Origin of the sequence: Timonella senegalensis JC301 (assembly GCF_000312125.1) — a bacterium.
GTDB classification, from domain to species: domain Bacteria; phylum Actinomycetota; class Actinomycetes; order Actinomycetales; family Cellulomonadaceae; genus Timonella; species Timonella senegalensis.
On record NZ_HE978642.1, the window covers coordinates 309,824 to 328,054 of the forward strand.

The 18,231-nt window shown below is 60.6% G+C and carries 19 protein-coding genes; 10 read left to right on the forward strand and 9 right to left on the reverse strand.

Annotation, left to right across the window (positions count from 1 at the left end):
* A partial coding sequence (locus tag HGSM_RS05885; RefSeq protein WP_040594685.1) for a biotin/lipoyl-containing protein occupies positions 1-321 on the reverse strand: 321 nt, incomplete at its 3' end.
* A gap of 34 nt (positions 322-355) precedes the next feature.
* Positions 356-1,741, reverse strand: a complete 1,386-nt coding sequence (gene lpdA / locus HGSM_RS05890; protein ID WP_019147822.1) for a dihydrolipoyl dehydrogenase — start codon at positions 1,739-1,741, stop codon at positions 356-358.
* Between the two features lie 255 nt (positions 1,742-1,996).
* On the opposite strand from lpdA, the gene HGSM_RS05895 reads away from it, so the two are divergent.
* A complete protein-coding gene (locus tag HGSM_RS05895) occupies positions 1,997-2,317 on the forward strand; it encodes an oxidoreductase (protein ID WP_230197504.1) in 321 nt (106 codons plus the stop codon).
* A 109-nt stretch (positions 2,318-2,426) separates the two neighbouring features.
* Here the strand turns inward: HGSM_RS05895 and HGSM_RS05900 are convergent, their stop codons facing one another.
* A complete protein-coding gene (locus HGSM_RS05900) occupies positions 2,427-3,902 on the reverse strand; it encodes a leucyl aminopeptidase (protein ID WP_019147824.1) in 1,476 nt (491 codons plus the stop codon).
* 60 nt (positions 3,903-3,962) lie between these two features.
* Between HGSM_RS05900 and HGSM_RS05905 the strand changes: the two genes are divergently transcribed.
* The 3 genes from HGSM_RS05905 (at position 3,963) to HGSM_RS05915 (ending at position 5,968) form a co-directional block, all read left to right on the forward strand.
* Positions 3,963-4,316 (forward strand): hypothetical protein, encoded by a 354-nt coding sequence (locus tag HGSM_RS05905; RefSeq protein WP_019147825.1) that lies wholly within the window; start codon positions 3,963-3,965, stop codon positions 4,314-4,316.
* 76 nt (positions 4,317-4,392) lie between these two features.
* Positions 4,393-4,890, forward strand: a complete 498-nt coding sequence (locus HGSM_RS05910; RefSeq protein WP_019147826.1) for a hypothetical protein — start codon at positions 4,393-4,395, stop codon at positions 4,888-4,890.
* A gap of 46 nt (positions 4,891-4,936) precedes the next feature.
* Complete coding sequence (locus HGSM_RS05915) at positions 4,937-5,968, forward strand: quinone-dependent dihydroorotate dehydrogenase (RefSeq protein ID WP_040594790.1); 1,032 nt, start codon at positions 4,937-4,939, stop codon at positions 5,966-5,968.
* 147 nt (positions 5,969-6,115) lie between these two features.
* Here the strand turns inward: HGSM_RS05915 and HGSM_RS05920 are convergent, their stop codons facing one another.
* A complete protein-coding gene (locus HGSM_RS05920) occupies positions 6,116-7,117 on the reverse strand; it encodes an aldo/keto reductase family protein (RefSeq protein ID WP_019147828.1) in 1,002 nt (333 codons plus the stop codon).
* Between the two features lie 93 nt (positions 7,118-7,210).
* Positions 7,211-7,828 carry a DUF3043 domain-containing protein gene (locus HGSM_RS05925; protein WP_019147829.1) on the reverse strand — a complete coding sequence of 206 codons (618 nt, stop codon included), beginning with the start codon at positions 7,826-7,828 and terminating at the stop codon, positions 7,211-7,213.
* A gap of 85 nt (positions 7,829-7,913) precedes the next feature.
* Here HGSM_RS05925 and HGSM_RS05930 point away from each other — a divergent pair, with 85 nt between their 5' ends.
* Positions 7,914-9,254 (forward strand): dipeptidase, encoded by a 1,341-nt coding sequence (locus HGSM_RS05930; RefSeq protein WP_040594686.1) that lies wholly within the window; start codon positions 7,914-7,916, stop codon positions 9,252-9,254.
* A 106-nt stretch (positions 9,255-9,360) separates the two neighbouring features.
* Here the strand turns inward: HGSM_RS05930 and HGSM_RS05935 are convergent, their stop codons facing one another.
* Positions 9,361-9,897, reverse strand: coding sequence for an acyl-CoA thioesterase (locus HGSM_RS05935; protein ID WP_040594792.1), 537 nt, complete (start codon positions 9,895-9,897; stop codon positions 9,361-9,363).
* Positions 9,898-9,991: 94 nt separating this feature from the next.
* Positions 9,992-11,209, reverse strand: coding sequence for a quinolinate synthase NadA (gene nadA, locus HGSM_RS05940; RefSeq protein WP_051009740.1), 1,218 nt, complete (start codon positions 11,207-11,209; stop codon positions 9,992-9,994).
* 45 nt (positions 11,210-11,254) lie between these two features.
* Here nadA and HGSM_RS05945 point away from each other — a divergent pair, with 45 nt between their 5' ends.
* Together HGSM_RS05945 and HGSM_RS05950 are read left to right on the forward strand one after the other, a co-directional pair.
* Positions 11,255-12,343: a glycerate kinase gene (locus HGSM_RS05945; protein ID WP_019147833.1), complete on the forward strand. Its 1,089-nt coding sequence runs from the start codon at positions 11,255-11,257 to the stop codon at positions 12,341-12,343.
* A 197-nt stretch (positions 12,344-12,540) separates the two neighbouring features.
* A complete protein-coding gene (locus HGSM_RS05950; protein WP_019147834.1) occupies positions 12,541-12,891 on the forward strand; it encodes a HesB/IscA family protein in 351 nt (116 codons plus the stop codon).
* Positions 12,892-13,053: 162 nt separating this feature from the next.
* Here HGSM_RS05950 and HGSM_RS14600 read toward each other — a convergent pair whose 3' ends face one another.
* Together HGSM_RS14600 and HGSM_RS05960 are read right to left on the reverse strand one after the other, a co-directional pair.
* Complete coding sequence (locus HGSM_RS14600; protein WP_019147835.1) at positions 13,054-13,308, reverse strand: sulfurtransferase TusA family protein; 255 nt, start codon at positions 13,306-13,308, stop codon at positions 13,054-13,056.
* On the reverse strand, positions 13,305-14,483 hold the full coding sequence (locus HGSM_RS05960; RefSeq protein WP_019147836.1) for a cysteine desulfurase family protein: 1,179 nt from the start codon (positions 14,481-14,483) through the stop codon (positions 13,305-13,307). The genes HGSM_RS14600 and HGSM_RS05960 overlap by 4 nt, the downstream gene beginning before the upstream one ends.
* 256 nt (positions 14,484-14,739) lie before the next feature.
* Here HGSM_RS05960 and ctaC point away from each other — a divergent pair, with 256 nt between their 5' ends.
* Genes ctaC through HGSM_RS05975 form a run of 3 tightly spaced genes read left to right on the forward strand, consistent with a single transcriptional unit; the run spans position 14,740 to position 17,719 of the window.
* Complete coding sequence (gene ctaC, locus HGSM_RS05965; protein ID WP_040594687.1) at positions 14,740-15,636, forward strand: aa3-type cytochrome oxidase subunit II; 897 nt, start codon at positions 14,740-14,742, stop codon at positions 15,634-15,636.
* Complete coding sequence (gene ctaD, locus HGSM_RS05970; protein WP_019147838.1) at positions 15,636-17,321, forward strand: aa3-type cytochrome oxidase subunit I; 1,686 nt, start codon at positions 15,636-15,638, stop codon at positions 17,319-17,321. The genes ctaC and ctaD overlap by 1 nt, the downstream gene beginning before the upstream one ends.
* Positions 17,318-17,719: a cytochrome c oxidase subunit 4 gene (locus tag HGSM_RS05975; protein ID WP_019147839.1), complete on the forward strand. Its 402-nt coding sequence runs from the start codon at positions 17,318-17,320 to the stop codon at positions 17,717-17,719. Before ctaD ends, HGSM_RS05975 begins: the two co-directional genes overlap by 4 nt.
* Positions 17,720-18,231 lie beyond the last annotated feature (512 nt).

Genomic DNA, 18,231 nt, shown 5'->3' on the forward strand with positions numbered 1-18,231 from the left:
AGCTGGAGCAGCCGGTGCAGCAGGAGCTGCAACTGGCGCAGCAGCAGGTGCTGGTGCGGCGGCTGGAGCCGGAGCGGCGCCGGAACCGTCACCGATGACTGCGAGGACGGTTCCGACCTCTACGGTGTCGTCTTCCTGGACCAGGATCTGCTCAATGGTGCCAGCGAACGGGGATGGGACTTCGGTGTCTACCTTGTCGGTGGAAACCTCGACCAAAGGCTCGTCGACCTCAATGGTGTCGCCGACGTTCTTCAGCCAGCGGGTGACGGTACCTTCGGTAACCGACTCGCCGAGAGCGGGAAGTTCAACGTTGTTGGACATTACCTCTCCAATTTCTGTGAATGCGTGCGTGGGATCAGTTGTGTGCGTGGAGAGGCTTGCCTGCGAGGGAAAGGAATGCCTCGCCCATGGCCTCGTTCTGCGTTGGGTGTGCGTGGATAAGTGGTGCGACGTCCTCTGGGTATGCTTCCCAGTTCACGATGAGCTGGCCTTCGCCGATGAGCTCGCCGACGCGGGCACCAATCATGTGGACACCAACAACTGGCCCGTCCTTTTGGCGGACGAGCTTGATGAAGCCCGCGGTGTTGAGGATCTTGGACTTGCCGTTACCAGCAAGGTTGTACTCGATTGCCTCGACGTTCTCTGCGCCGAACTTCTCCTTAGCCTGCGCCTCGGTGATGCCGACGGAGCCAATCTCAGGCTCGGAGTAGGTGACGCGTGGGATGCCGGACTCGACGATTGGCTGTGGGTTCAGACCCATGATCTGCTCAGCCACAAAGATTCCCTGCTGGAAACCGCGGTGTGCGAGCTGGAGGCCTGGGACGATGTCGCCAACTGCCCAGATGTTGCCAACGCCGGTGTGGAGCTTCTCGTCAGTGATGACGAATCCGCGGTCCATCGTGATGCCTGCTGCTTCGTAGCCAAGGTCAGCGGTACGTGGTCCACGACCGATCGCAACGAGGAGGTACTCGGCGTCGAAGGTCTTGCCGGACTCGAGCGTCACGTGAACGCCGTTTGCGTCCTGGGTTACGCCGGCGAAGCGGTCGCCAAGGTTGAACTTGATTCCGCGCTTGCGGAATGCGCGCTCGAGGTTCTTCGAGATAGCCTCATCCTCGTTTGGCACGAGGTGTGGCAGGCCTTCGATGATGGTGACGTCAGCGCCGAACGACTTCCATACGGAAGCGAACTCGGAGCCGATGACGCCTCCACCGAGGATGATTGCGGAGCCTGGGACGGTGTCCATTGCGAGCGCGTGCTCGGAGGTCATGACGCGACCCTCGATGGTCAGGCCAGGAAGCGAGCGCGAGTACGAACCGGTTGCGAGCACAATGTGCTTACCGGTGATGCGCTGTCCGTTGACCTCGATTGCGTTCTGCGCAACGAGCTTGCCGTAGCCCTCGATCAAGGTGATCTTGCGGGACTTAACAAGTCCCTGCAGTCCCTTGTAGAGACCCGAAATAACACCGGACTTGTAGCTGTTAACTCCAGCCATGTCGATGCCATTGAGGGTGGCGTTGATGCCGAAGAGGTGACCTTCACGGACGTTGTCCGCTACCTCTGCCGCGTGCAAGAGAGCCTTGGTTGGAACACATCCGTAGTGGAGGCAGGTTCCGCCAAGCTTGTCTGCTTCGATCAATGCGACGTTCTGTCCGAGCTGTGCAGCGCGGAGAGCGGTGGCGTAGCCTCCGCTACCTCCGCCCAAGACGACGATGTCAAAGTCGGTGCCGGGGGTTTCGGCCACGTTCTTCTCCTTATTAACAAGGGGTTTAGATACGTTCCCATCTTGTCACTAAGCCGCGTGAACCCAAAGTGGAAACTGCAACCAATCGCGCGTGTCACATGTGATCCTGCGAACAGAAACTAGGGTTTATGCGGTTCTGTTCGTTACCCGCGTGTTCTGTTCGCGGCTAGCGCAGTCTTCCTACATCTGATGTGGTCACCGCAGCGTTGTATCGTATTCGTTATGGGTTTTTTCTCTCGGGTCTTCGGAGCTAAGGTGCAGGGTCCAACCGGGCCGACCGCCACTCCCACAGCACCCTCGTCAGGTGATCGCAAGCGCGAGACCATGGAGCACCTCGCTTCGTTCGCGAGATCTCGGGTCGGCGTGGAGGCGTACATCGAGCCGCCAAACTCTAACGAGCCAGTGTCGATCCTTCTTATTGCGACCACGGGGGAGTGGACGCGCAGGCGCGTCCCGTCGGCGGTTGATGCCCGCAAAATCGCGGGCGAGTTGGGCCTGCCCGTCTATGACGTGAACTTCACCGGCTATCCGCAGCGCATGCGCGACTGGAACTCCAAGAACAAGCCCACCCGATAGGCCGCGCCGGACGCTGGAACGCGCCCATGATCGTCGATAATTTGTGTGTAAAAGCAGGTGGGGTGGGCGGAAAATGTTCCGCCCACCCCACCTGCTTATTTACGACGATTTAGCCCGCTGCGTTCTCCAGCACAGCCAGCATAGTGCGGACGCCGTGTCCGGTTCCACCCTTCGGGGTGTAGCCGAATGGGGCGTTCTCGTTGTAGGACGGTCCCGCAATGTCGATGTGTGCCCATGGGCGCTCGGCGGTGAACTCCTTGAGGAAGTGACCGGCGACGAGCATGCCACCCCAGCGCTGACCCATGTTTGCAAGGTCTGCTACCTGGGAGTCGAGGGTTGGGCGGAGCTCCTCAGGGAGAGGCATGTGCCAAACGGACTCGCCTGCTACCTCAGCGGCAGCAAGGACCTCAGCCACAGCACCATCTGTACCCATGACAGCGGACACGCGGTTTCCGAGGGCCATCATCTGCGCGCCGGTGAGGGTCGCGATGTCCACGAGCAGGTCAGCACCATCTTCAACAGCGGCAGCGAGGCCATCCGCGAGGACTAGGCGTCCTTCTGCGTCGGTGTTCAGAACCTCAACGGTCTTGCCAGAACGGGTCGTGATGACATCGGATGGGCGCATTGCCGAACCCGAAGGCATGTTCTCTGCGAGGCACAGGTATCCGGTGACGGAGACGGGGAGGCTGAGCTTAGCGGCCGCAATGACAGTGTGCAGAACGGCTGCGGCACCGGCCATGTCGGACTTCATTGCCTCCATGCCAGCGGCTGGTTTGATCGAGATTCCACCGGAGTCAAACGTGATGCCCTTACCGATGAGGGCGATCTTGCGCTTGGCACGTAGCGGGCTGTAGGAGACCTTGACCAGGCGTGGGCCGCGGGTGGAACCCTGGCCGACACCCACAAGTCCGCCGTAGCCGCCGGAGACAAGCGCCTTGTCGTCAAGGACGGAAACCTTGACGCCGGTGCCCTTTGCGGTGGCCTTGGCGATGTCAGCAAACGCGGCAGGGAACAGTTCGTTCGGAGCGCTGTTGACGAGGTCGCGGGTGCCCTTGATAGCGTCCGCGATGACCTCCGCGCGAGCGGCGCCCTTCTTGACGGCGCTCTGGCGTGCGATGGGGGAGATGATCTCAATCGCAGATACGGGGGTTCCGGAGGTGGCGGCGTCGCCGGTCCGGTAAGAACGGAACGCGTAGGCGCCGAACAGGGCGCCCTCAATGATTGCGACGAGTTCCTCTTCCTCTACTGCTGGGAGAGCGAACGAGATGGAGTCGACGTCAGTGATCGAGCGAGTCACCGAGCCGGCTGCGCGGCGGAGTTGCTCAACGCGGCCGTAGTGGTCCTCGCCAAGTCCAACGAGGACGAGGGTCTTTGCCGCAAAGCCGCTCGGGGCAGGAATGCGGACAACGGTGTCTGCCTTGGCGCCAGCACCGATCGACTTGAGGTCGAGGTCAGCCAGTGCGGAGGTATCGAGGCTCGATGGGCCAACGATGGTTGCGGTGCCGTCTACCGATGCGACGCCCAGTACGAGGACGTTGGCATTGACGGTGCTTGGGTCTTTGGAAGTAAAAGTAAGTTCAGCCACCCCTCGATCTTACATAGCGAACGATGTGGTTGTCCGGGCTCTTCGGGTAACCTCGAGGGTGTGTTTCCCATTCTCAGCGCACTTGTCTTCCTATCCGCAGCTTTTGTCCTTGCATGGGCGCTCTTCTTTGCCATGAAGGACCGGGCGGTCATCCTCAAGCAACTCTTTGCGGCGGGTGTCGTGGAAGCAATCCTGGTTATCCAGACGATCACAAGCGCGATTCTGCTCATCGGGCAGTCGCGAGACCTCGAACCGTGGGAATTTTGGGGCTACGTCTTTACGATCCTCATCATCCTGCCCGCTGCGGCGGTCTGGGCCTTTGCGGAACGCACCAAGTGGAGCTCCGTAGTCCTAGCTGTTGCCGCTTTCACAGTGATTTTCTTGCAGATGCGCCTTATCCAGTTGTGGGGCTAGCCCGTAAAATTGGGCAGTAACTGCCCGTCACTACACTCTTGACGCGTCAACACCACCACACGTAGAGGACGTAATCATGGCTGCCCCCGAGCCGCACGAATCCACTAAGCGCAGCGCCTCCACGCTCCAGGAGCGTCTCCAGGCAAAACTGGACGCTGCGCCTTCCCAAGACATGGCTGGAAGCACGGGCAAGGGTTTCGGCCGCATCCTGGTCACCGTGTATGCCATCTTGGCCATCGCAGCCACGGCGCGTGGCACCTGGCAACTCCTCGATCACGGATCGGATGCACCACTCGCGTACGGGCTCTCGCTCCTTGCGGGCGTGATCTATCTCGTTGCAACCTTTGCCCTAGCCAAAGGGGGAAACGTCTGGCGTAAAGTTGCTTGGGGTGCGGTTTTGTTCGAGGCGATCGGTGTCCTCGCAGTCGGAATCTCATCGATCTTTGAAGCTGGCTGGTTCCCGGACAAGTCCGTCTGGTCCAACTTTGGTCAGGGCTATGGGTACATCCCATTGGTGCTCCCATTCGTGGGTGTGTACTGGCTCTGGCGCACACGCCCTTCGGCGCTCAACTAATCCGGCTCCTTGAGCACGCAGCAGCACTAACAAGAAGGACACAGTGATCTACGAGCAGATCTTCAAGCACGTATTCTCCAAGATGGACCCGGAGAAGGCCCACCACCTCGTGTACACGGGAGTCAGCGTTGTGGGTAAGACCCCCGTCCTCTCGGGGGTACTCGAGGGGGCAATTGCGCCGTATCTCCAGCAGGGATCGGGAGCTCAGGTGTTCGGGCGCCGCGTGCCGGCGCCGTTTGGCTTGGCGGGCGGCTTTGACAAGACGGCCAAGGCCGTACGAGGCCTGACCATGCTTGGCTTTGGGTTCGTTGAGATTGGCACGATCACCGCGCAGCCACAACCCGGAAACGAGAAGCCACGCATGTGGCGCGAAATCTCCATGGGTGGGCTGCGCAACCGCATGGGCTTCAACAATGAGGGTGCGGAGGCCGCCGCAGTCGAACTCGGCAAGCTGCGTTCGACCGCCAAGGGCAAGTCGATCTTTGTTGGCGTGAATATTGGCAAGACCAAGGTCACCCCAGCCGAGCACGCCGCAGCGGACTATGCGTTCAGCGCGCGCCTCCTGGCCCCCTACGCCGACTACCTTGTGGTGAACGTGTCCTCACCAAACACGCCGGGCCTTCGCGACCTTCAGTCAGTGGATGCGCTGCGCCCAATCCTGACCGCAGTGCGAGCTGCAGCCAATGAGTCCACTGTTGACCTGGGCTTGCGGCGCGTCCCACTCCTGGTCAAGATCGCACCGGACCTGGCTAATGAGGACATTGAGGCGGTGGCGGCGCTGTCACTTGAGCTGGGTCTCGATGGCATGGTCGCCGTCAACACAACGATTAACCACGATCTCGGCCCGGGAGGGCTCTCTGGTAAGCCAGAGCTCGAGCGCGGCATCGAGGTGGTGACCCTACTCCGCGAGAAGTTGGGTAAGGACCCAGTGATCATCGGAGTCGGTGGCATCTCCACCGCTACCGACGCGCAGCGATACCTTGATGCCGGCGCTAACCTCGTCCAGGGATATACGGGGTTCATCTACGACGGTCCGTTCTGGGCTCGCAAGATTAACCGGGCGCTGCTCGGGAAGTAGCGGATCGCACAACCAGACGTGCGGCTCTCATGCCGCATTTCCACTGGCTCGGACTACGCGAAACACCATTTTCCCGCCCGTGCGTAAGACTGTGGGCTCGCATCCATCTTGGATGCGAGCCCACAGTCTTATCTGGAGAACTTAAGCTCAGCGTTCGCCTGGCTGGTCAGCCAGGGTCTGCTTTGGGTCACGGTTGATGTGATCGCCGAGGATCTCATCAATCTTTGCCATAAGCTCTGCTGGAATCTCAACGCCGCCGGCCTTGATGTTCTCAGCAATCTGCTCTGGACGCGAAGCACCGATGATTGGCGCGGCCACGTTCTTGTTCTGCAGAACCCAAGCAAGTCCCAGCTGTGGCATGGTCAGACCAAGCTGCTCTGCAACAGGCTTGAGGTTCTGAATTCGCGTGAGGAGATCATCGTTCATCTTGGAGCGGATGAATTTGGAAACGCCCTCGCTCGCCGCACGTGAGCCGGCTGGGAACTCGTGACCAGGGAGGTACTTGCCGGTCAGTAGGCCCTCAGCGAGTGGGCTCCACACGATCTGGGACAGACCCAGTTCCTCGGAGGTTGGTACGACCTCTTCCTCGATGACGCGCCACAGCATGTTGTACTGGGGCTGCGAGGAGATGAGCTGGAAGCCGAGTTCCTTGGACCACTTGTGGGCCTCACGGATTTGGTCGGCGGTCCACTCGGACACGCCGATGTACAGGGCCTTGCCCTGGCGCACGACGTCTGCGAACGCGTGCATGGTCTCTTCGAGTGGGGTCGAGGCGTCGAAGCGGTGTGCCTGGTAGAGGTCGACGTAGTCGGTTCCGAGGCGGGTCAGCGAGCCGTTGATCGACTCCATGATGTGCTTGCGGGAGAGGCCGGTGTCGTTGTGTCCGCCTGGACCGGTTGGCCAGTAGACCTTGGTCAGGATTTCGAGTGACTCGCGGCGCTGGCCCTTGAGAGCCTCGCCAAGGACCGACTCGGCCTTGGTGTTTGCGTAGACGTCCGCGGTGTCGAACGTGGTGATACCGGCGTCAAGAGCTGCAGCGACGCAGCGCATAGCGGTTTCGTTCTCAACCTGTGACCCGTGGGTCAGCCAGTTGCCGTAGATGAACTCGGAGATTTTGAGGCCAGAGTTGCCTAGGTATTTGTATTGCATGGTTCCAGCCTAAAGCAGAGCTGGTCCAGAAATGTGCGAAGGGCGGACCAATCCCGAGATTGGTCCGCCCTTCGTGCGGTTTGTGCTCCCAGATCAGGCTGGGTATTCGCCGTGTTTAACCACTGGCTTGGGCAGGCGCCCACGGCGGAACTGGAACGCGCGCATGACCGCGTACATCATCAGTCCACGCTCCTTGGCTGCCTCTTCGCCGAACTTGGCAATGAGGCGCTTCTTGAGCTGGCGCCACAGGATGAACGCGTCCACGATTGCGATCAGTACTACGAGGTACATCGAGAGGAGCGCGATGATCGCAATGGTTGGGTAGATGCTTCCGAGCAGTGTCAGGAGCAGGAACACACCGGCGATGATGAGGAAGTACTCGCCAACGTTCCAGCGGGCGTCCACAAAGTCTCGGATGTAGCGCTTCTTGGGGCCGCGGTCACGGTACGGCATCTTTGACTCGTCGCCGGACTTCATGGCGTTGTACTCCACGTCACGGGCTTCCCGCGCCTTGGCGCGCTGCGCCTTAGCAGCCGCGCGGCGGTCGTCTGGGACGAGGGGGCGCTTGCGTGCGGCCTCGGCTTCTGCGCGGGAGCGAGTTGGGCGGCCCTTGCCCTCCGTCTTTTCCTGCGCGTTCACGAGCGACTTGTCTTCCTGTGCCGACTCGGTGAGGCCGGGGGTGGTCTGCTTTGCCTTTTTATCTGATCTCACAGGCTCTATCTTAGGCGAGCAAAAGGTGGTGTTGTGCACGGCCTTGGTCACCTTTTCCGCCAAGAGTGGAGAGTAGGCTTGTGGGGTGAGCCAACACCAACAGTATTCAGAGCGAGTGCAGGAGCTTTTCCCTGCGCTCCGAGCCGACCTTGAGTCGCTCGTTCGTATTCCTAGCGTTTCTGCGGACGCGTTCGATCAGGTGCACCTGCAGCGCAGTGCAGAGGCTATCGCGCAGCTCCTGCGCGCGGAGGGCATCGAGGACGTCCAGATCCTGACCGCGGGCGAGTCGCGCCCAGCGATCGTGGCGCGGATACCAGCCCCCGAGGGACAGCCTACGGTCCTCCTGTATGCGCACCACGACGTGCGGCCTCCAGGTGACCCAGCTACCTGGGAGACCGATCCCTTCGAGCCTACCGAGAAGAACGGCCGCCTGTTCGGCCGCGGTGCCGCGGATGATAAGGCGGGCGTGATCGCGCACCTTGGCGCCCTGCGCACTCTTGGCAGCGACCTCGGCATCGGCGTCACGCTGTTCATCGAGGGTGAAGAGGAGATCGGTTCTCCTTACTTTGTCGATTTCCTCGAGAAGTACAAGGAGCAGTTGCGCGCCGACGCGATTGTGGTTGCCGACTCCGCCAACTGGAAGGTCGGAGTGCCTGCGCTGACCACGTCTCTGCGTGGTCTGGTTGACTGCGTCGTGGACGTTCAGGTACTGACGCACGCTGTCCACTCCGGCATGTTCGGTGGTCCAGTGCTTGACGCACTGACCCTCATGTCCCGTTTGATCTCCACGCTTCACGACGATTCTGGTGACGTTGCCGTTGCCGGTCTCGTTCACGCTCCGGACCCTACCGTCGACTACGACGAGGCGGACCTGCGGGCTGACGCAGGTGTCTTGGACTCCGTGCAACTCGCCGGAACCGGTCCTTTGACGTCGCGGTTGTGGACCAAGCCAGCGATCTCCGTGATCGGAATCGACGCCCCCACGGTTGCGCTGTCTTCGAACACGATGACGCCCAAGGCATCCGCAAAGATCTCGATGCGCATCGCGCCAGGTCAGGATCCTGCCGCTGCGTACGAGGCGCTTGCTCGACACCTCGAGGAGAATGCTCCGTTCGGGGCCAAGGTCACCGTGCACAAGGGCGAGTTGGGGAAGCCATTCCTAGCGCCTGAGAACACTCCGGCGATGCACGCAGCACGTGACGCGTTCGCGCAGGCGTGGGGCGTGGAGCCTGTGGATATCGGCATTGGCGGCTCGATTCCGTTCATTGCAGACCTTCTTGAGGTATTCCCGGCAGCGGAAATCCTCGTGACGGGCGTTGAGGACCCTGACTCGCGCGCACACGGTGCAAACGAGTCGGTGCACCTCGAGGAACTCCAGAAGGTCGTCCTCGCAGAGGCCCTGCTGCTTGCGGGTATGAAGCGCTAGACCGGACTACCCACTGCATGACGATGGTGGTCGCACCCTTATGGGTGTGACCACCATCGTCGTTCATTAGGTTCTTTGGGGCCGCTAGGCCCAGCCACACTTAGGACTACTTGGCGTTCTCGCGGAAGTACACGCCGGTGGCTCTGGCCCACGCGAGGCAGTCTGCTGGTAGTTCTGGGCTCTCATCGGGTCCGCCGAGGAACTCGAGGATCTCCTGCGAGCTCACCTTTCCGCCGGACTTGGCCAGGAAGCGGGCGGCGATGTAGGCGTGGGTCACCACTTTTCCCTCGTGGCGGATGACCTGCTCGAGGTAGGCGATGCGAGGGTCCCAGCCTACGACTCGGGTCGAAATCTCAGCCTTCTGTCCAAGGAGGAGCGAGGATTTGTACTTGACCGATGAGGCGGCGACGACGGGGTACCAGCCCTTCTTGTTGAGCTTCTTCATGCCGTTACAGTCGGCAAGGAAGTTCGACCGGGCGGAGTCCATCATGTTCAGGTAAACGGCGTTGTTTACGTGGAGGTAGATGTCGATATCAGTGGGGCGCACGCGCGTAACGGTGATGGATGTGTCCATGACCGTAAACCCATCGATGGGTTTACGGGGAAGGTACGTGGTGCGGGCGAGATCAAGGAATCGTGTCACAAAGAGAAAGGCTACTACGCCCCGCGTGCTCGTGAGCACTCCGGAGCGCAGTAGCCTCCCCATGGTCAAGCCTGCTGCGGATTGCCGCAGCCGATCAGAGTCCCGGCAGTGCGAGCATCTGGTCGAGGGCTACGCGAGCCCAGTGTGCGTCGTCCTTGTCAACGATGATCTGGTTGATCTCGCGACCTTCAACGAGTGATTCCATTGCCCACACGAGGTGAGGGAGATCGATGCGGTTCATTGTGGAGCAGAAGCACACTGTGTCGTCGAGGAAGTGCACGTTCTTGTCAGGGTGCTGGCGTGCGAGGCGGCGAACTAGGTTGAGTTCGGTCCCGATTGCCCATGCAGAACCAGGCTCAGCGGCCTCGAGCGTCTTGATGATGTACTCGGTGGAACCCACGTAGTCGGAGGCAGCGATGACCTCGTTCTTGCACTCGGGGTGAGCGATCACGTTGACGCCGGGAACCTTGGCGCGGATGTCCTCTACGTTCTTCACCGAGAATCGTCCGTGCACGGAGCAGTGCCCACGCCACAGGATCATGCGTGCGTTGTCAAACTCCTCTTGCGTGAGGCCACCGTTCTCCTTGCGCGGGTCATACACAACGCAATCGTCGAGTGAGAGGCCGAGTTTCTCCACAGCGGTGTTGCGGCCGAGGTGCTGGTCCGGAAGGAAGAGAATCTTGCCGTCGCCGTCTACGCCGCCAACCTGGTCGAATGCCCAGCGAAGTGCGACCTCTGCATTGGAGGAGGTACACACGGTGCCGCCGTGGCGGCCAGTGAAAGCCTTGATTGCTGCGGTTGAGTTCATGTACGTCACGGGGATCGTCTTGTCGGCGATGCCCGCGTCCACAATGTCGTCCCACGAGTCCTCAACCTGCGCGATCGCTGCCATATCTGCCATGGAGCAGCCGGCCGCGAGGTCAGGGAGGATGACCTTCTGGGCGTCAGAGGTCAGGATGTCGGCGCTTTCGGCCATGAAGTGAACGCCGCAGAAGATGATGTATTCGGCTTCGGGGCGGGCAGCGGCCTCGCGTGCGAGCTTAAACGAGTCTCCAGTTACGTCGGCAAAGTCAATGACCTCGTCGCGCTGGTAGTGGTGGCCGAGAATGAACGCACGGTCGCCTAGCGACGCGCGCGCCTTCTTGGCGCGTTCGATCAGGTCAGGGTCGCTTGGTGATGGCAGCGCCCCCGAGCATTCGACGCCGCGCTCAGATTCGAGATCGCGCTTCTGGCCAAGCAGAAGGAGCGCCGAGGGGCGTGGCTCGGAAAAGGTGTTTTCAACAGTCGTCGTCACCCCACTATCTTCCCACATAACCTCGCTTAGGTTCAGGGCCTGACCGGTGGCTAGAGTGTTTTCATGCATATTTTCGTTGCCGCTGATCATGACATCGATTTCACCGACGGTTGGGAGTCTGACGTTGTAGCGGCAGCGTGGCTGGAGGCGGCTCCACACTGTGCTGTCTCGGCGATGCCCATGGCTGCCCATGCGGGTGCGGCGCGGACTGTGTGGTCGCGCAACTCGACCGGTGTGGGCGGGTTCGACGGTACTGCGCTCGTACAGGTCGGTGGGGGAGAAAGCGCAGCCGCAACTGCCGCTGCCGACATCGCCGTAGCGCTCGAGGCCAAGATGGGCCGAATCGTTGTGTCCCTTCCTCGATACGGCCAGCTGGACGCTGGGGCCTCGTTCCTTGCGGCCCTCGCTGCTGCATGTGCACCCGAGCCGGACCCGCAGGACTTGCCCGGTGAGTCGTCGAAAATAAACCCTGAGGAATACGTGCGCAACGCGCGCGAGGTCAGCACCGCAATTGCGGCGACGGACCTCGTCATCACCTACGACGAATCCATGCCGCTCCTCGGCATGCACGGCATGAGCGGCACGGCCGCTCTGCTGGGGGATGTTGATCCATCGGCCGCTCAGTACCGTGAAAAGGAGGTGTCGGGCCTGTTCCACGCCCTCATCAAGATTCTCGACGATCCACACGCTCCCAGCGCCTCCCACGCCGGGATGGGGCTGGGACTGAGCGCCCCAAGCCGTGGCGTCCTGCCAAGCAGAGCCGCAGACATCAAGGACCTGTCTCGCCATGACGCTGCAGGCTCCGCCGGAGGGATTGGGTTCGCCCTCCTGCTTGCGGGCGCTCGGGCGCTCCCGCTCTCCCAGGCGTTTGGTGCCCAGTTCGGTGTGCACGACCGCGTGATGGAGGCGGACGTGGTGGTTGTGTACCAGGACGAACTCGACTCTCGCACCTTTCCCACCTCCACCGCAGGCTTGATCGCGCCGATCGCGTTGCGGGTGGGCGTTCCGTGCATAGTCATAACGAGAGACCGCATGATGAGTACGCGCGAACTCGCAGCCCAGGGAATCGCCTCGAGCTACCAACTGGAGGACGCGCACGAACTCGGGAGCCTCGCGGCTCGACTCGCCAAGTCGTGGTCGCCCGCGAGGTGATCTAGATCATGTCCCGGCGGCCGATCTGGCACCCGGTGCCTAGGCGGTACTAGGCTCTAGGTAAGCGCGGAAATAGTGTGCGCCACTCGGAATAACCGGAGGGCGAACACGGTTTACGCTGATACCAAGACTCTCGGGAGACGCGCCTTGATGTGGCCCGAGAGCCCACAGACTCTTCAAGCAGTACGGAGAAAACGATGAGCGAATCAACCGAGCTCGCTACCCACGGCGTCCTTCTGACGGACTTCGCCGCTGGCAAGGTCAAGAGCCTTCTCGAGCAGGAAGGCCGCGACGACCTGCGCCTTCGCGTTGCAGTGCAGCCAGGCGGTTGTTCCGGCCTGATCTACCAGCTCTACTTCGACGAGCGCCTCCTCGACGGTGACGCAGTCCGTGACTTTGATGGCGTAGAGGTCGTAGTCGACAAGATGTCGGTTCCTTACCTCGAGGGCGCTTCCATCGACTTCGCCGACACCATTGAGAAGCAGGGCTTCACCATTGACAACCCAAACGCAGGTGAGGGTTGCGCATGCGGCGGTTCGTTCGCCTGATCTAGCCGCGCGTACCGCGCGCACACAACTGACGCAAGAGGGTTGGCGGACTACGGTCCGCCAACCCTCTTGCGCTGTTTTGGTCTGTGATGCTGCTGGCCTGCGGAGTGTTCGTGTCAGTCTGTGGGGTGTTCGTGTCAGTCTGTGGGGCCCGTACAGCGACTAGACCACTGGGGCGTTCGTCACCGTGAAGGTGACCAGAAATCGAAACTGCGCCATATCGTCGCGAATCACATCTGGACTCGAGCACTGCCTGCCTTTCATACGTGCCCACGCTGGGATGTCGTACTCGGCCGCAGGGTCGCTGGACGTGATGACAACGCTGTCTCCCTCGGGTAGGCCGGCCATGAACTTGGCAAGGTTGATGATCGGAAGAGGGCAACGTTGTCCGCGGGTATCAAGAATGTGTGTGGTCACAAGCCATCGACTCCCAGAGAACCTCGAACCTCGGCGATGACCTGCGGGAGCGCCGCAAGGAATCTGTCGACGTCGGCCTTTGAGACGTCCCAGTCGAGCGCGACCCGCACATTGCCGTGGGTCAAGACCCCCATTGCCGCGAGTACGTGGCTTGGCTCGAGAGTAGCGGAGGTGCATGCCGAACCGGAACCAACTGCGATGCCAATCCGGTCGAACTGGCTCATGAGGGCCTCAGAATCCACGTACAGGCAGGAGAACGTGGTCATGTGTGGGAGCCGAGCGCTAGGGTCTCCGAGCACCTGGACGTCAGGGATAAGGGCCGCGGCTGAGCGAATCCTTTCCACGAGGGCGTGCGCGCGCGTTGCCCGCTGTAGCCGCTCGCGCTCAGCCTCCTGAAGTGTCACGGCCGCAGCAAACACTGCTGGTAGCGAAGTTCCGCCGGGGAACCAAGCATCTTGATCTTCGGGCCAGGTGCGCCGAGTGCGGGTACGTGCCTTGAGTGCGAGCACGCCGACACCCTGACCGCCACCCCAATCGGCGGGGGAAGCTACGAGAGCATCCCAAAGGTCCCGTGGCGCCGGAAGATGGCCGATGCTCGAGGTGGCGTCGACCAGCAGAGGGACCTGTGCTGCTCGGGTGGCTTCGCGCGCAGCCTCGAGTGGCTGCACGGTCGCTACCTCGTGATTTGCGTGTTGGAGAGCCGCAAACGCAACCCCTTGTAGCGCGACCTCATGCGCAAACTGCTCAGAATCGATTCGGGCCTGCTGGTCAACGGCGACATGCCGGGTATCAGCACCCGCAAAAGAGAGCCCATTGAGCAGTGCAGAACGTTCCACCTTGGAAGTGACCACCGTGTTTCCGGCGCGCTTGCGCCCTTGGAGAAGCGCGGGGACGACGGCGTGAAACGCGGCGGTCGGGGAGGGGGCAAACCAGACCTCCTCAGTTCGGGCTCCGAGCACCTGTGCCACGGCCTCGCGAGCACCGTCAAAAAGTGCGCGGGCGCGGCGACCGTCGTGATGAATGCGTCGCGGATCGGCCCAGCCATCCTCGAGAGCTTGGAGATAGGCCGTACGTCCCAGTTCGGTCGGGCGAGAGTTACCGCCCGCATCGAGGTTGAGGTGGCGGCGGTCTGTGCCGCCAAGGGGAGCGTGGGAGGGGGTGGTTTCACCTGACACGAGCGCAGAACCTGCCTTACTTAAGCATTGCTGAATGTGAAGAACTAGCGGAGAAAGTCAGATCCAGCAGCGGATGCTGACAGTTCTCCGGAATCTGTTACGAAGATCAACCTCTGCGGCAATTGTCACATGGAAAACACCCTTTCGATTCCTCTACTTGGGGTAATGCGCGATACGCTAACACTGTCGAGGACGAAGGTCCTGTGGGCCGTGCGAGAACAAACGGTGTGCAGGACGTGAAGTGAAAGGCCCCCCTTTGCGCTCGCAAAAGCCAACAAACATTACGCGAAAGAGAGGCTTGCTGCTCGCTGCAGCAAGTCTCCTCGCGATGACCCTTTCAGGGTGTTCACCAGAAGCTAAGCGCGGCTGGTTCCCAGGGTACGAGGATGGACCCGTCACGAACATGACGGATCGCATCACGCACTTCTGGCAAGGTACTTGGATTACTGCACTGATCGTTGGAGCCCTCGTGTGGGGTCTGACTATCTGGTGCATCGTTGCCTACCGCAAGAAAAAGGGCGACAACCAGCTGCCAGTCCAGACGCGCTACCACATGCCTCTGGAGATTCTGTACACCCTGGTGCCAATCGTCATGGTCGGTGTGATCTTCTTCTACACCGCACGCGACATGGCCGTCATTCGTGACACGTCAGCTACCCCTGACGTCCAAATCGAAGTCTACGGAAAGCAATGGAGCTGGGACTTCAACTACCTCTCCGACGACGTGTATGACACTGGTCAGCACGCAACGAACGTCGGTGAACTGGAAGGCAGCCTTGGAGACCGTGGAACCCACGAGTCATTCCCAACGCTGTACCTCCCGGTGAACGAGACCGTTGAGTTCAAGCTCGTCTCCCGCGACGTAAACCACTCATTCTGGATCCCAGCCTTCTTGGACAAGATGGACATGATCCCAGGCCGCACCAACACGTGGCAGGTTATGCCTCTCCGTGAGGGTGTTTATGCAGGCAAGTGCGCGGAACTCTGCGGTGAGTTCCACTCCGGCATGCTCTTCAACGTTAAGGTCGTCGACCGAGCAGAGTACGACGCTCACATGGCCGAGCTGTCCGCAAAGGGACAGACTGGACGCCTTGGCGAAGATCTCAACCGTTACCAGATGTATTCACCAAGCGCAGAGGGGAGTGAGAACTGATGGGTTCCGCCGTAGCCTCAGTACCGGGTCTTCGTAATGATCGTCAGACCCTCGGCCGCACTTTCGTAAAGTGGGTCACCTCAACTGACCACAAGACGATCGGATACATGTACCTGATCGCCTCATTCATCTTCTTCTGCATCGGTGGCCTTATGGCCCTCGTTATCCGTGCAGAGCTGTTCGCACCTGGCATTCAGGTCGTACAGAGCAACGAACAGTACAACCAGCTGTTCACAATGCACGGCACGATCATGCTCCTCCTGTTTGCGACCCCGCTGTTCGCTGGTTTCGCAAACGTTCTGGTTCCACTTCAGATCGGTGCACCTGACGTTGCATTCCCACGCCTGAACGCATTCGCGTTCTGGCTGTTCGTCTTCGGTGGAATTATCGCCTGCGCAGGTTTCTTTACCCCGCAGGGCGCAGCCTCGTTCGGTTGGTTCGCATACGCACCGCTTTCGAGCACAACCTACAGCCCAGGCGCTGGTGGAGACCTCTGGGTCTTCGGACTCGCGATGACCGGTTTCGGTACCATCCTCGGTGGTGTCAACTTCATCACGACCATCATCACGATGCGTGCACCAGGCATGACGATGTTCCGCATGCCAATCTTCACCTGGAACACCCTGATCACCTCGCTGCTGATCCTCATGGCATTCCCACCACTCGCAGCTGCGCTGTTCGCACTCGGAGCAGACCGTCGCCTTGGCGCGCAGGTCTTCAACCCTGAGAACGGTGGAGCCATCCTGTGGCAGCACCTCTTCTGGTTCTTTGGACACCCAGAGGTTTACGTGATTGCGCTTCCGTTCTTCGGAATCGTCTCGGAGATCTTCCCGGTCTTCTCACGCAAGCCAATCTTCGGCTACAAGGGCCTGATCTACGCGACGATCTCGATCGCTGCGCTCTCCGTTACCGTGTGGGCACACCACATGTACGTCACCGGTGCAGTTCTGCTTCCGTTCTTCGCGTTCATGACCATGCTCATCGCAGTTCCAACCGGTGTGAAGTTCTTCAACTGGATCGGAACGATGTGGCGCGGAAAGCTCACGTTTGAGACCCCAATGCTCTGGTCCATCGGATTCCTCGTGACCTTCCTCTTTGGTGGTCTGACGGGTGTCATCCTTGCAGCACCAACCCTGGACTTCCAGGTTTCCGACACCTACTTCGTGGTTGCACACTTCCACTACGTTGTGTTTGGAACCGTGGTGTTCGCAATGTTCGCAGGCTTCTACTTCTGGTGGCCAAAGTTCACCGGTCGTATGCTCAACGAACGCTTGGGCAAGGTCCACTTCTGGCTCCTGTTCATCGGATTCCACACGACCTTCCTCGTACAACACGTACTGGGTGTCGAAGGTATGCCACGTCGTTACGCCGACTACCTCCAGGAAGATGGCTTTACGTTCCTCAACCAGGTATCGACCGTCGGATCGTTCATCCTCGCCGCGTCGACCCTGCCGTTCCTCTGGAACGTCTACATCACCTGGCGCAAGGCACCTCTCGTAGAGGTCGACGACCCTTGGGGCTTTGGTGGATCGCTGGAGTGGGCAACCTCTTGCCCACCACCACGCCACAACTTCGTAACGCTGCCACGCATTCGTTCTGAGCGCCCAGCGTACGATCTGCACCACCCAGAAGTGGCTGCACTGGACAACTACGCACACACTGTAGGAGCGGGGGCAAACAAGTGAAGATCGAAGCAAACATCTTCGTACTGACCGCACCCTTCTTCTTTGTGGTCGGACTGGTCTACGGACTCGTCACCGGTTGGGAAGAGCCAGTTGGTTTCCTCGCGCTCTTCCTGTGCTCCGCCCTTATGGCAATGGTCGGCTGGTACCTCCTCAAGACCGCGCGTCACATCGATGCACGCCCAGAGGATGACCCGTACGGTGAAATTGCTCAGGGCGCCGGCGAACAGGGCTTCTACTCCCCATGGAGCTGGTGGCCGATCGTCGTAGCCGGAGGCGCAGCTATCTGCTTCCTCGGCATGGCAATCGGATGGTGGATCTTCGGCGTCGGAGTCGTCATCTCGATCATCGCGCTCGTAGGTTGGGTATTCGAATACTCACGAGGAACCCACGCTCACTGAGTTAGGTTCTTCCTAGTCCTCGACAACTAAGCCGGGCCCCGCTGCTTTTGCAGTGGGGCCCGGCTTTCTGTCGTTTCCTGGGGGTGTGATGGCACTCGACCAGTGCAGGTGTATGGCTTGAACGCGGGCATGGCGGCCACCTGGAGCATGAACCCGGCATTGCTGTTGGCCGACGTGGAGGGTAGGTCAGACGAGCGTAGTTGTCGTGGCAATCGTGGCAATCGTGGCAAGGCGAGGGGTGGGCGGGTCGAGCGCGGGTGCGCGGCTGTCTCGGTCTGTGCAGCTTCGCTTGTCGCACAGACCTCACCCAGACACCTGCGACATCCCGATTCTCTCCATGCTCGTCATGGTCCGACGAACAGCAAGGATGAGAGAGATGGTGCTCGAATACTGCGAGGGGACTCGGTTCGCCACTGCTTGATGCGTCGCCCGTCTCGGCAGGTTCACCAGCGGTACTGCGGTCTTCTGATGCCCGAGCTATGCGGCGATCGAGTCCTTCCGGATTCGACTGT